At 70.1% G+C, this 13281-nt stretch carries 10 protein-coding genes and 1 tRNA gene; 2 read left to right on the forward strand and 9 right to left on the reverse strand.

Annotated elements, in window-relative coordinates; genetic code table 11:
* Window positions 1–172: 172 nt before the first annotated feature.
* Window positions 173–2827 (reverse strand): DNA polymerase I, encoded by a 2655-nt coding sequence (gene polA, locus G6R25_RS14965; RefSeq protein WP_473246904.1) that lies wholly within the window; start codon window positions 2825–2827, stop codon window positions 173–175.
* Between the two features lie 473 nt (window positions 2828–3300).
* Between polA and G6R25_RS14970 the strand changes: the two genes are divergently transcribed.
* A complete protein-coding gene (locus G6R25_RS14970) occupies window positions 3301–3858 on the forward strand; it encodes a PaaI family thioesterase (RefSeq protein ID WP_163553450.1) in 558 nt (185 codons plus the stop codon).
* A gap of 381 nt (window positions 3859–4239) precedes the next feature.
* Here G6R25_RS14970 and G6R25_RS14975 read toward each other — a convergent pair whose 3' ends face one another.
* From G6R25_RS14975 to G6R25_RS14985, 3 genes are all read right to left on the reverse strand, one after another.
* Window positions 4240–5409, reverse strand: a complete 1170-nt coding sequence (locus G6R25_RS14975) for a branched-chain amino acid ABC transporter substrate-binding protein (protein ID WP_205447139.1) — start codon at window positions 5407–5409, stop codon at window positions 4240–4242.
* A gap of 226 nt (window positions 5410–5635) precedes the next feature.
* On the reverse strand, window positions 5636–7147 hold the full coding sequence (locus tag G6R25_RS14980) for a branched-chain amino acid ABC transporter substrate-binding protein (RefSeq protein WP_163553451.1): 1512 nt from the start codon (window positions 7145–7147) through the stop codon (window positions 5636–5638).
* A gap of 184 nt (window positions 7148–7331) precedes the next feature.
* Complete coding sequence (locus G6R25_RS14985) at window positions 7332–7931, reverse strand: ANTAR domain-containing response regulator (RefSeq protein WP_009399419.1); 600 nt, start codon at window positions 7929–7931, stop codon at window positions 7332–7334.
* Between the two features lie 224 nt (window positions 7932–8155).
* Here G6R25_RS14985 and G6R25_RS14990 point away from each other — a divergent pair.
* A tRNA-Leu gene (locus tag G6R25_RS14990) sits at window positions 8156–8228 on the forward strand.
* A 104-nt stretch (window positions 8229–8332) separates the two neighbouring features.
* Here G6R25_RS14990 and G6R25_RS14995 read toward each other — a convergent pair.
* From G6R25_RS14995 to G6R25_RS30575, 5 genes are all read right to left on the reverse strand, one after another.
* The gene (locus G6R25_RS14995) at window positions 8333–9019 is read right to left on the reverse strand and encodes a hypothetical protein (protein WP_163553452.1); all 687 of its coding nucleotides are present in this window, start codon (window positions 9017–9019) and stop codon (window positions 8333–8335) included.
* Between the two features lie 30 nt (window positions 9020–9049).
* Window positions 9050–11371, reverse strand: a complete 2322-nt coding sequence (locus G6R25_RS15000; RefSeq protein WP_163553453.1) for a CoA transferase — start codon at window positions 11369–11371, stop codon at window positions 9050–9052.
* A gap of 259 nt (window positions 11372–11630) precedes the next feature.
* Window positions 11631–12266 carry a helix-turn-helix transcriptional regulator gene (locus G6R25_RS15005; protein WP_136446537.1) on the reverse strand — a complete coding sequence of 212 codons (636 nt, stop codon included), beginning with the start codon at window positions 12264–12266 and terminating at the stop codon, window positions 11631–11633.
* The gene (locus G6R25_RS15010) at window positions 12266–12550 is read right to left on the reverse strand and encodes a type II toxin-antitoxin system RelE/ParE family toxin (protein ID WP_163553454.1); all 285 of its coding nucleotides are present in this window, start codon (window positions 12548–12550) and stop codon (window positions 12266–12268) included. Before G6R25_RS15010 ends, G6R25_RS15005 begins: the two co-directional genes overlap by 1 nt.
* A gap of 160 nt (window positions 12551–12710) precedes the next feature.
* The gene (locus G6R25_RS30575) at window positions 12711–12920 is read right to left on the reverse strand and encodes a hypothetical protein (protein WP_412842414.1); all 210 of its coding nucleotides are present in this window, start codon (window positions 12918–12920) and stop codon (window positions 12711–12713) included.
* Window positions 12921–13281: the final 361 nt, after the last annotated feature.

Genomic DNA, 13281 nt, shown 5'->3' on the forward strand with positions numbered 1-13281 from the left:
ACACCAACACCACATTGATGTCACGCAAAGCGACGAAACGTTACCGGGAAAGGCTCAGTCACCTGCGGCGCCGCGGCCATGTCTGGACATATGACCCGGAGGCCGAGAAATGCCCGCCAGAACGTATACGGATCATCGCGGCGCGCCCACCCGCGGAACGGAATTTCCGGCATCAGTGGGCCGCGTCGTCCCAGGTCCGGCCGGAGCCGACGCTGACGTCGAGCGGCACCGACATGGTGTAGGCGGAGGTCATCTCGGCGCGGACGAGCGCCTCGACCGCACCGTACTCGCCGGGGGCGATCTCCAGCACGAGTTCGTCGTGGACCTGGAGCAGCAGCCGGGAGGTGTGCCCACCGGCCCGCAGCGCCCGGTCGACGCCCAGCATGGCGATTTTGATGATGTCGGCGGCCGAGCCTTGAATCGGGGCGTTGAGCGCCATTCGCTCGGCCATCTGCCGGCGCTGGGCGTTGTCGCTGGTCAGGTCGGGCAGGTAGCGCCGCCGGCCGAGGATCGTCTCGGTGTAGCCGTCGCGGCGGGCCCGTTCGACGACGCCGCGCAGGAAGTCTCGGACCCCGCCGAAGCGGGCGAAGTAAGCGTCCATGTGCTCGCGGGCCTCGTCGGGGGCGATACCGAGCTGGCCGGCGAGGCCGAAGGCGGACAGCCCGTACGCCAGTCCGTAGGACATCGCCTTGATCCGCCGGCGCAGCTCCGGGTCAACCTCGCTGACCGGCAGCCCGAACGCCTCGGCGGCGACGAAGGTGTGCAGGTCCTCCCCCGACCCGAACGCCTCGATGAGGCCCTCGTCGCCGGACAGATGTGCCATGATCCGCATCTCGATCTGCGAGTAGTCGGCGGTGAGCAGGGTCTCGTAGCCGGGGCCGACGACGAAGGCGCGCCGGATCTGGCGCCCCTCGGCGGTGCGGATCGGGATGTTCTGCAGGTTCGGATCGGTGGACGACAGCCGGCCGGTGGCGGCGATCATCTGATTGAACGTGGTGTGGATGCGGCCCGCGTCGTCGATCATGGGGAGCAGCGAGTCGACGACGGTCTTGAGCCGGGCGACGTCGCGGTGGCGCAGCAGCACCGGCAGCAGCGGATGGTCGGACTGGACGGCGAGCCAGGCGAGGGCGTCGGCATCGGTGGTGTAGCCGGTCTTGATCTTCTTGGTCTTGGGCAGGCCGAGCTCGTCGAACAGGATCTGCTGGAGCTGCTTGGGCGAGCCGAGGTTGAACGCCCGGCCCACGATCTCGTGGGCCTGCGCGGCGACGGCCGCGACCTCGCCGCTGTAGTGCTTCTGCAGCTCGGTCAGATGCTCCTCGTCGGCGGCGATGCCGGCTCGTTCCATCCCGGCGAGGACCGTGACGAGCGGGAGTTCCATGTCGCGCAGCAGCGTGGCGGCGCTGCGGCGCTCGAGGTCCGCGTCGAGCTCATCGGCGAGTTCCAGGCAGGCGCGGGCCCGCACCGCGTCGGCATGCGACTCCTGCGCCTCCCCGGAGCCGTCGAGGGTGAGCTGGCCGTTGCCGGCGGGTTCCACCGCCACGTCGCGGTGTAGATAGCGGGCGACGAGGTCGGCCAGGTCGAACGAGCGCTGGCCGGGCAGGGCCAGGTAGGCGGCCAGCGCGGTGTCGCTGGTGACGCCGGCGAGCGTCAGGCCCAGCTCCGCAAGGGCCAGCATCGGGCCCTTGACGTCGTGCGCGGCCTTCGGCTGGTGCTCGTCGGCGAGCCAGCCGCCGAGCGCCGTCAGGTCCGCCGGGGTGAGCTGGGTCGGGTCGAGCCAGGCCGCGGTGCCGTCTGCCGAGGCCAGCGCGAGGCCGGAGAGCACCCCCGTACCCCGCCCCCAGCTGCCGCGGAGGTGCAGGCCGGTGCGGGCGACGCCGCGGGCGTGCTCGTCGAGCCACCGGGCCACCTCGTCGGGCCCGAGCGTGGTCAACTCGACGGCGAAGCCCTCCTCGACGGGGGGCGGGGCGGTGGCGAGGGCGGCATAGAGCCGCTCGCGCAGAACGCGGAACTGCAGCGTGTCGAACAGCTGGTGGACGGCCTCGCGATCCCAGGGGCGCAGGCGCAGCCCGTCCGGGGCGGCGGGGAGCGGGACGTCGCGGGACAACTCGGTCAGCGAGCGGTTACGGATCACCGAGGCCAGGTGGGCGCGCAGCGACGCCCCCGTCTTCCCGCCGATCTCGTCGGCCCGGTCCACCAGCTCGGCGAGCGAACCGAACTGCTGGATCCACTTGGTGGCGGTCTTCTCCCCCACCCCCGGCACGGAGGGCAGGTTGTCGGACGGGTCGCCGCGCAGCGCCGCGAAGTCCGGGTACTGCACCGGGGACAGGCCGTACTTCGCCTGGACCTCGTCCGGTGTGAAGCGGGTCATGTCCGAAATACCCTTGCGGGTCATCAGCACCGTGATCCGCTCGTTGACGAGCTGCAACGCATCCCGGTCACCGGTGACGACCAGCACGTCCATTCCCTCCGCCGCGCCCGCGGTCGCGAGCGTGGCGATCACGTCGTCGGCCTCGTAGCCGGCGGCACTGATTCCCGGCACGGCGAGCGCGTCGCACACCTGGTGGATGAGGCTGACCTGCCCGACGAAGTCGGCCGGGGTCTCCGAGCGGCCCGCCTTGTACTCCGCGTACTGCGTGTGGCGGAAGGTCGGCGTCGGCAGGTCCCAGGCGACGGCCACGTGGGTCGGCTTCTCATCGCGCAGGACGTTGATGAGCATCGAGGTGAAGCCGTACACGGCATTGGTCGGCTGGCCGGTGGTGGTGGAGAAGTTCTCCACCGGCAGCGCGTAGAACGCACGGTAGGCCAGCGAGTGCCCGTCGAGCAGCAGCAGCCGCGGTCCTGCGGCGGCCGCTGGCACCACCTTCTTCGCCGCGGCCGACTTCGCCGTAGCCGTCGCTGTCGACGTGGCGGTGGACCTGCGGGCGCGCGGCTTGGCCGGCAGAGCCTCCGCGGCGGACCCCGCGGCGGCCTGGGGGGCCGCTTCGGCCGACGACCCTGCCTCGGTGGCGGAGGGAGCCGGCTGATCGGCGGACGAGTTCGACGTGGTGACGGACACGCGGCGAGTTTAGGCCGTGCATCCGACAGTCTCGTCGCGAGTGGGGGTCCGTCGCGGCGAGGGGCCACTACGCGCCCGGACCACACCACCGACTGGGTGGTGCGCGAATGGTGGCGGCCGGGTCCGGCAGGCGGCACCAGCCGACACCGAGTACCGGCGCCGACCCCGGGCAACGCCCCAAGGTCTGGCTACCGCTCGCAGTTGGCCGGCAATTCGATCGGATCTGCTCGTCTAGGCTCGCGGTCATGACCGCTGCCGATGCCGTGCCCGCCGCCGATGACATCGCCCCGAGCCAGGGCGGCGGCGGGGGCGTGGGCAGGGACCACGGTGGCAGGGATGACGCCGCGAATGGCGACGTCGCGGGTGCCGCCGCGGTTCGGCTCGCCGCTCAGGTCAACGCCGCACGTGGGGAGATCGAGCAGCGGATGGGCATCCTGCTCACCGAGGCGAGCCCCGAGCGGCTGGTCGCCACGATGCCCGTGGAAGGCAACCGGCAGCCATATGGCCTCCTGCACGGAGGCGCATCGGTGGTGCTCGCCGAGACCCTGGGCTCGGTCGGCGCGACCTTGGACGCGCCACCCGGCTCGACAGTCGTCGGCATCGAGATCAACGCCTCGCATCACCGATCGACGACCTCGGGCACCGTCACCGCCATCGCCACCCGCATCCGTGGCGGGCGCACCCTCGTCACCTACGACATCTGGATCACCGACGACGCCGGCCGCGTGACCTGCACCTCCCGGCTTACCTGCATGATCCGCAGTGGACGGCCGACCGGCTCGCGCGAATCCGAACCGAACTGATCGAAAAGCGACCCGCCGCCCCGCTCCCGGCCAGAACGCGAAAACTGGATACGGATGAACCTGGTCACAATATTTACCGGTTCCCCTGCCCGCCAGCACCGGCTGTCGGAACGGACGCACCGGACCACTCCGGTGCGTTGACCTGATGAAGGGACCCGCCTAATCTCATCGCCTGTGCACCCGGGACGGGTGAGTAGACAACGTCTGGACGAGGGGAAGGTCCGGACGGCACCAAAGCCCTTCCCGGGTGCCGCAAACCTCCAGTTCTGATCATCAAGACCCTCGATCAGGCCGATCGGCCGTGACGCCCCAACCGCCGGGTCCCCCCACACCACGCCGTACGGACCGGACCCGGACCCAAAGCGGGGCACCGCCGCGGCGTCAGGGCTTGATGAGTGACCGGATCGGGCCAAGCACGGTCCGCTTCCCATCTCGAATCTCGTAGAGGTAGACCGTGGCCCCCTCCACCTCGCCGTTCTTACGGAACCGGATCTGCTTGGTGACGCCGGGGATGTTCACCGAACCGAACGCCGCCGCCACCGACTCCCGGGTGGCCCCGGTGCCAATCTTGCGGAGCACCTCGATGATCGCGTTGGTGGCGTCGTACGCCTCGCCGGAGTACGTGCCTGGCCGGGTCCCGCTGTTGACCGTCCGGTATTCGGCAACGAACCCCGCCGCCGGATCGCTGTTCGGATCCCCGCAGGCGCAGGTGAGCAGCGTGCCCTCGGCATTGCCGACACCGGCCTCCCGGATGAGCTGATCGTCGTTCGCCCCGTCCCCGCTGACGATCTTGCCGGTAAAGCCCTTGCTGCGCAGCGTCTTGGTCAGCAGGGCGAGCTCCGAGTAGTAGCCGGAGTAGTAGAGCACGTCCGGCCGCTCCGCAATGATCTTCGCAGCCTCGGAGGTGTAGTCCTTCGTCGGGTTGATGCCGTCGTGGACGACCTTGACGTTGTGTTCGCCCAGCGCCTGCTCGAGCGCACCGGACAGGCCGGTGCCATACTCGCTGCGGTCATCGAGCGAGTAGACCTTCGTCGCCTTCAGCACCTTGGTCAGGTACTCGGCCGCGGCCGCGCCCTGGACCGTGTCGGGGGCGATCACCCGGTAGAAGGTGAGGAAGCCGAGGTCGGTGAGAGCCGGGTTGGTCGCCGAGGGGCTCACCGACAGCAGGCCTGCCTGGCTGTACAGCGGCTCGCTCGACTTCGTCGGCCCGGAGAAGACCGGACCGACGACGGCGAGGACGCCCGGGTTGTCGAGGAGTTTCTGCGCGGCGGTCGGGCCCTGATCGGGGTTGCCCTGGTCGTCCGATGCCACCAGCCGCAGCCGAAACGGCAGGTCCTCGCGCCGGTTGGCCAGATCGATGGCGGTCAGCACCCCGTCGTAGGCGTTGATACCCAGCTGCTGGTTGTCGCCGGACAGCGGCCCCTGGAAGCCGATGACGAACTCCTTCTTCGCGACCTCGGCGGTGGATCCGCCGCATCCGCCGAGTACGGACACGGCTGCCAGCACCCCCGCGGCTCCGAGCACCACCCATCGCCGTCCAGGACCGCTCATGGGGCACGTCCTTCCGCAGCACCTCGCTGCTGGTGTCGGCACCTGGGGCGCCGGAGTCCGCCGAAAACGTCGCCGCGGCAATCAAGTAACGGATCGGCGACTTGTCGTGACGGAACCTAGCCCGCAATACCGACCAAGGAAAGCTCTTAGTGAGCGCGCCGTAGCCTTCGGTGGTTTCCTAGGGTGGGTGCGGATGTGGGCGGCCACGCGGAACTGACCGGCGGGGTCAGGTCCAGGTCGTCAGGGCGACAAAACGGCCACCGAGCACGGTGTAGAGCACAACGCTCGGTGTGCGGGTGTCCCCCCAGCGGTCAAAGCCGACGGGGCCGGTGACGCCGGCGAACGAGCCTCGCCCGATGGCGGCGACGACGTCGTGCCGGGCGGCCACGTCGACGGCGAGGCGGCCGGGCAGCACCGCCGCCGCCGCCCGGATGATCGTCCGGGCGGCGTCATAGGCGTAGGCGGCCGCCGCGGGAACGGCCTCGGCGCGGCGCTGGGCGAGCTCGACGGTGGCGTCATGGGCCGCCTGCTGGCGCCGCGCCGCGGCGGGGTCGGCCGGAGCATGGGAGCCGGCCGGAGCATGGATGGCAGCCGGGGTACGGGTGGCGGGCGTCGGGGTGGCGTCGTCGCGGTGGCGCCTGCTCGAACTGGTGCTGCCAGCGCCGCTCGGGGTCGTGCTGCCGTCGTCGTCCGCCGGGCCGCCGAACCGCTCGGAGTAGTCGGCGACGAACGCACCGGCGGCCGGCAGTCCCGTCGGCGGGACGAGCAGACTGGTGATCAGATCACCGTCCGCGGCGGACTTCGCGTCGTCGGTATACCGCTGTTGCAGCAGCGCGTCCGAGCCCATGACCTGGATCGACGCGCCCGTTGCGGCGAGGCGGGTACGCAGCTTCCCGGCAAACGCCGCGCCGGTGGCGACGTAGACCAGGTCGGGGGCCTCCTGCTCGATCGCCTCCGCGATCGTGTCAAGATCGGACCCGTCGACGCCGTCCCCCTGGACCTGGTGCGCCGCTGCGATCGTCGCCCCCAACGCCGCGGCGCGCACCGCGAACCGGCCGCCGAGCGTCGTGCCGTAGCGAGGTTCCCCGTCGACGATGACGATGCGTCGGCGCCCGAGGGTCCGCACCGCGTACTCGGCCGTCACCCGTGCCTGCAGTTCGTCTGTTCCCGCGAGCCGGAAGTAGGACGGATAGGGGCGGGTGCGCGGGTCGGTGCCGACGCCGGTGAGGATCGGGTCGGCGTTGGACGGGGAGACGACCGGGATGCCCGCAGCGCTCAGCGTGGGCAGGGCGACTTTGGCGACGAGCGAGCTCAACGGCCCGACGACGCCGATCAGACGATCGTTGGCCACGAACGCGTCGGCGGCCTGGGCTCCCCCGTCCGGACGGGACAGATCGTCGCGGGTGGACAGCTCCAGGCGCCAGCCCGGGATCGCCCCGGATTCGTTGGCCTCGTCGACCGCGAGCGCGACGGCGTTGCGCACACTCGTGCCGTCAGCGGACAGATCACCGGACAGCGGTGCCATGACGCCGAGGGCGGCCACCCGGGTCACGGGGGCGTCGGCGCCACCGCCGTCGAGGGCGGCGGCCAGGGCAAGGCCCAGCCCCGAGGGCACGGCCAGGATCAGGGCGACGATCGCGGCGAGGATCGCCCGGCCCCGACCAGTATGCCACCGCGCTCGGGTCCACTCCCCGATCCAGCGAGGGACCGTCGCGAGCGTCACACGTGCACGATCCACCCGGGCCGACCACCGCCGAGCGGGGCCCGGCGAAGGCGGAGCGGACTCGGGCGAAGGCGGAGCGGACCCGAGCGAAGGCCCGACAGTCGACTCGGCGGTGGGAGCCGATTCGTCCGCCGGGACGGGCTCAGGGCTCACCCGGTCCCCGACCGGCACGTGGCCGGGGACGGCGCGAACAGGGACGTCACGAGCCTGGCAGCGCCTCGCCCGACAGCACGGCCTCGGCGACGGCGCGCATCGTCCGGCGTTGGTTCATCGACGTCCGCTGGATCCAGCGGAAGGCGTCCGGCTCGGTCATGCCGTGCTCGGTCTGCAGCACGCCCTTCGCCCGTTCAATGATCTTCCTTGCCTCAAGCCGGCCCTGCAGGTCCTCGACCTCGGCCTCCAGGCTCACGATCTCCGTGAACCGGCTCATCGCCATCTCGATCGTGGGCAGCAGGTCCTTCTTCTGGAACGGCTTGACCACGTAGGCCATGGCGCCGGCCTCCCGGGCGCGCTCGACCAACTCCCGCTGGCTGAACGCGGTGAGGATGACCACGGGGGCGATGCGGTCCTTGGCGATCTTCGCACCGGCCTCGATGCCGTCCATCCGGGGCATCTTCACGTCGAGGATGCACAGGTCGGGCCGAAGCTTGCCGGCGAGGTTGACGGCCATCTCGCCGTCGCCGGCTTCCCCGACGACCTCGTAGCCCTCCTCTTGCAGCATCTCCCTGAGGTCGAGCCGGATCAGCGCTTCGTCCTCGGCGATCAGAACCCGGCGCGGGTTCGAGGAGGGTTGGCTCATCGAGTCGTACTCCTGGTCTCGGAGGTGTGACCCTAGTGTGACAGGGCAGGATAGTCAGATTGACATCCTGCCCGAGCAGAGGAGGGCGGGAGGTCGAAACGCACCCTACCCGGATAGAGTCGGGGGCGAGACGTTCCGGACCGGATCGATCACGATCCTTTCTGTCGGGTCCGCCCGGTCGCCTCCGCAGCGGGCCCGCCCGCTCGACCATGCTCCACCCGCCGGCCCCGGTACTCCAACGGCAGAGAGACGGTGCTCAAACCACCGACAGTGTGGGTTCGAATCCCACCCGGGGTACACGCGATGTAGTCACACGAATACAAATCGTGCCGATCCGCAGGTGGCCGCCCATGCAGGACACTCTGAGGAGTTGACCTGTGACCTTTGATCGAACTCAAGGTTCACCTCTGCCGCCTACCTCGAACATAGAACCCTCGATCGGCTGTGGGTTCGCATCCGGGTTCTCCCAGCCTCCCGCGCATCAGGTCCCCTCCGGCAGGTGCGGCGTCCGTCTCACCAGCGGCCCCACCAAGCGGACCGATCCCCCTCCCGCTGCCCTTCTCCGCCGCAGACCGGGCCTGATCCTCAGCCGCCCACACAAGCAACTCACGAACCGCTCCAGCCAACTGCGCCCGCAGTCGCTCCACCTCGGAGCCTTCGACGCACAGAACCTGAAAGCGAAACGTCCACCCGACACGACGCGCACCACCATCACCACAACCCACCGCCGTGGACAGCTCAACGCTGAGCCCCCGCGTCGGCTGCTCAACGTCCAGCTTGATCAAGATTCCGTCTTGCCGCACGATCGCCCGGTAGGTGTACGACATCAGGACCGGCTGTCCAGCGGCTATGACTTCCTTGCCGATGGGCGCGCTGTACGTCTGGCTGCCGCGCTTGGCGCTGCGCCGGATGGGCCGGGCCCGCCCGGCGATAGTGAACTGCACCAGCTCAAACGCTTCCCGCGAGCCGCCATCTAGCCCGGCCACCGGCCGGAAGAACCACGCCGACGTCGCGCCGGCCTCGGCGCTCAGCTCCCGGTATTCCTCCGGAGCCACGATTTCATCGGGGGGATCGAACCCCCCGAACATCCCACCCCCATGTTTTTGATCAGCAAAAGCTCAAGCACGGAGGGCGGGCGGTGGCGCGGCCGTGACGGCGCCGGCGGCGATCAGCCCGTCGATCGTTTCGCGGGCGATCCCGACTTCGGTGAGCACCTCGATCGTGTGCTCGCCAAGTACCGGCGGGGCCAGATGCAGCTGGGTCGTCAGGTCACCCAGGTCCCACAGTGCGCCCGGCTGCTCGAAGCCGCCCCAGTCGTGGTGGCGGTAGCGGGCGATCAGGCCTGCGGCGTCGTTGTCGGCCGAGTCGAAGAACGCGTCGCGCTGGTCGAGCCGGACCTCCTCTGCCGCCGCACCCGCCCCGGCGAGCAGATCGAGCACCTCACCGGCCGGGCGGACGGCGGCCGCCGCCGCGAGCTCCGCCGTACTCCCGCAACCGAGCGCCGGGCAGACCACCGCGACGTCGCTGTCAGCGGTCGCGGCCATCGCGACCCACCCCTCTGCGCAGGCCAGCAGGCGCCGTCCCGGTGTCGTGGTCAGCTGCGCCTGGTCGAGCATCGGCACCGGGACGAGGGTGCCGTCTGGTCGCAGGTAGGTCTCGCTCGTGGTGAGCACCCCGGCACCCAGCAGGGACGCGGCGACCGAACTCGCCCGACCGGTCCGGTCCCGGGCGAAGACCGCCCATAACGTCGCGGCCGCGGACGACAGCGCGCACCGGTGGTCCATGAACCCGAAGCGGTGCCACATCGGCGGGTTGCCCTCGCCGCCGCCCATCCGCTCCCATCCCAGCGACGACTGGAACAGCTGGTCGTAGCCGGGCCAGTTGGCGCGTGCGCCGTCCGGACCGTACGAGCTCGTGTGACAGAACACCACGTCCGGATTCACCGCACGGACGGCCTGATCGTCCAGGCCGAGCCGGCGAGCGGCCGGGACGCGCAGGTTGTGGTGCACGACGTCGGCCCAGCGCAGCAGGGCTTCGACGGCCGGCCGGGCGGCCTCGGACTTGAGGTCGAGGGCCACGGCGCGCTTGCCGCGCTGGCAGCCGACAAACGGCCAGTCGCCCCAGCGGCCAGGTTCGCCGGCCGCCGGTTCGACCTTCACGACGTCGGCGCCCAGGTCGGCGAACAGCATCGGCGCGAACGGCCCGACCAGGAACGCGCCGAAGTCCAGCACCCGTAAGCCCTGGAGCGGGAAACGCAGCGACTCGACCGGCCCGCCTGTGGCGGAGTCTGCGTCGCCGCGGCCGCGGTCGGTAGCCGTGCTGCGGGGCGTCCAGTGCCTGGCGGCCACATCCTGGTGCTCACCGAGCCGGGGGGCCGGATTGCGGACGGCGGCAGGCGGGTCCAGCGTGACCGGATGGCCGGGCACGGTGATGCGGCCGGCCTCGGGGTCGTCGAGCTGTGTGACGTACCGGTTGGCCTTCGCCTGCTCGTCGTCGAGGACCGCGCCGAGCGGCAGCACGGGCTGGGCCGGCCGGTCGTTGGACCACAGCTCGGCCAGCCACTCGGCCGCGGGCCGGCGGCGGAAGGCCTCGACGTTGGCCCCCCAGTTCGGGAACGCTCTGGCCATGATCCCCGGGTCGTGGCACCGGTTGGCCTCGGCGACCGCCTCGGCACCCATCTCGTCGAACACCCGCTTCGTCAACGGCAGGTCGTCGGGGGACGGCGGCATGACGTGGATCCACTCGCCGTCGGCGCACTCGAACAGTGGTGTCACCGCCTCGTCCTTGGGCATGCCCGCGGCGAGCAGGGCCGACGGCGCCTCGGCCCGGTGCCAGTGCATCATCATCGGAACGAGCGCGCCCTGGACAAGGCTGGTGTGCACCGGCCCGCCTCGGCCGGTCCGCCCCCGTGCCACCAGCCGGGCCGCGATCCCGGTCGCGCACAGCCACATGGCCCCCCAGCTGCCGAGCGGGAACCGGACGTGGACCGGCCCCGGCCGGTGCCCCTGCTGCTCGTCGAGGATGCCCAGTCGCGCCAGCGCCAGCAGGTCGTCAACCGGACGGTCCGCGTCGACGTGGTTGGCCGGCCACGCGAGCACCGACGAGACGACCAGCGCGGGGTGGCGGCTGCCGACAGCGGCGTCGTCGAGGCCGAGCCGGGCCGCCGTCGTGGGACCGTACGAGTGGACGAGCACGTCGACGCCGCGCAGCAGCTCGTCGAGCCGTAATCGCCCCTCGGGGGATTCGACGTCCAGCACCAGCGACTGCTTGGATCGGGCCCAGGTACGGAAGCCGGGCAGGGCCCGGTCGGGGTGGCCGCCGGGCGGCTCGACCAGGACTACGTCCGCGCCCGCCTCGGCCATCAGCATCGTCACCGTCGGCCCGGCGACACCGGTCGACAGGTCGACGACCCGGATTCCGTCGAGCAGTGGTTCTGGCATGCGGGCTCCCCTTTTTCTCGGGCTCTTCTCGGACGCGGGTGTCACAGCCGGCTGGTCAGATAGTCGAGCGCGTAGCCCCCCCCAGGACTGGTCGCGGGTCGTCTCGTCGAACCAGTCGTTTCCCTCCTCGTCGACATAATGCGACCAGAACGCGTGGGGTGACGCCAGGGTAGATCTCGACCTGCCAGTCGACCTGCCAGTCCTCGATCCGCCTGCAGAGCTTGGCCAGCGATTGAGGCGCCCCGCGCCCAGCGAGCAGTCAGTGTTCCTTCGCTTGCCCGACCTCAACCGGTTCCACGGTCGTGTCTGCGGGCAGGATGCGGAGAAGCTCGTCGATCCCGCCGTGCGATCCGTGGGCCTGCGTCATCGCGTAGATCAGCGCACCCGGCAAGCGACGGGACTTGAGCTGTAGTAGCGCAAGATCCTGCTCGCCCTCGACGATGATGTCGGCCGGTCGATCACCCACTGTGTGGCGCGCTAGTAGCTGTTCGACCAACGGCCGAGCGTAGGAGAGGGCGGTGAGCACGGTCGAATCGAACACGAACGTGAAGCCGTGAGCGGCGGCCGTAGCCGCGGCCTCGGCGACCTGGACGATCTCGACGGCTCCATTGGCGACGTGAAGGTCAAAGGTCAAACCGGTGGCCTTGCTGAGCTTCGCCAGCGTTTCAAGCCGCGGCTGCGTCTCGGCAATCTCCAAGCGCGCAACAGCGGGCTGCTTGAGGCCGACCTGCTCGGCGAGGGCCCGCTGCGTAAGGCCGTGTTCGACCCGGTATGCGATCACCTGGTTGGCGACCTTCCGTGCAAACGCCAGCGCGTCCCACTCCTCGCGGAACTCCGGGTCCTGGCGGTGCTCTTCGATTACCTGGTCGAGGGTCTTGAGCTCCGACAGCTTCATCAGTCCTCCTTCAGGTCGTTGAGCCGTTCCACAGCCAGGGCGACTGCCCGCTTGTACTTCCGCTTGTCGTGGTGTCCGATGGCGCCAACGACGACGAGCTTTGCCCCCATCCGCCGGTAGAACGCCCGCCACGGGCTGTCGCCACCTCGGGGACGTAGCTCCCACAGGTGGTCGGCATCCACGACGGCACTGGTGTGTGGGAACGGAAGATCCGTGCCGCGTTCTCGCAGCTTGTCGAGGGCGTTGTCGATCGCCGTGCGCTCATTGGCAGGGAGCTTGGCCAACTCATCGACTGCATCAGGGTGGACCACGACCTCCCAGGACATGCAACCATGATAACGATCACGTTATTGCCGTTGCGCCAGAACCTCAACCCCTGCCAGCACGGTCAGCGTCGTGAGTCCGCCCACGCGCCCGCCCGGCCGCGTGGGGCGGAGGCAGTCATCACGCGGCTGAGGGTGCCCCCGCCGCGTGGCCTCGACCGCTGGTGGACAGCCTCCGCGCCGAACGCAGCACCTCCGCCGGCCCGCCGTTCACAGCGAGTTGCCGGCTGCCGAACAGGGCGACGACCGACAGGTCGACTGCGGGCACGACGATCGGCGCTACCCACATCGGAACACCGAGACGCAGCCCGAGCGCGAGGACGTTCCTCACCCGAAGCAGAAGGTCAACGCGACCACCACGCTAACGATCACGGTCACGAGACGGGCCGGAGCGCCCGGGACCGCCAAGTCTACGGACCGCTTGTTCGATTCGATAGGTGATGTTCTGGTTGACGCGTTCACGGGGCATCGTCCCTGGTCAGGGCCCGGGTAGCGACCGGCCGCACGGTAATTTCAGGGCCGGTCGGGTAGCCGGGGGCATTTCAGCCCCCGGCTCCCACAGATCCCCGCATGGCAGTCTCCCGTCACGGGGCTCTTCTCATCCGGCCATCCAGGCGCCTCTCTCCCACGCCCAGTGAGCCTTTCCCGGTAACGTTTCGTCGCTTTGCGTGACATCAATGTTGTGTTGGTGT

This window comes from Candidatus Frankia alpina, from assembly GCF_902806485.1.
GTDB classification, from domain to species: domain Bacteria; phylum Actinomycetota; class Actinomycetes; order Frankiales; family Frankiaceae; genus Frankia; species Frankia alpina.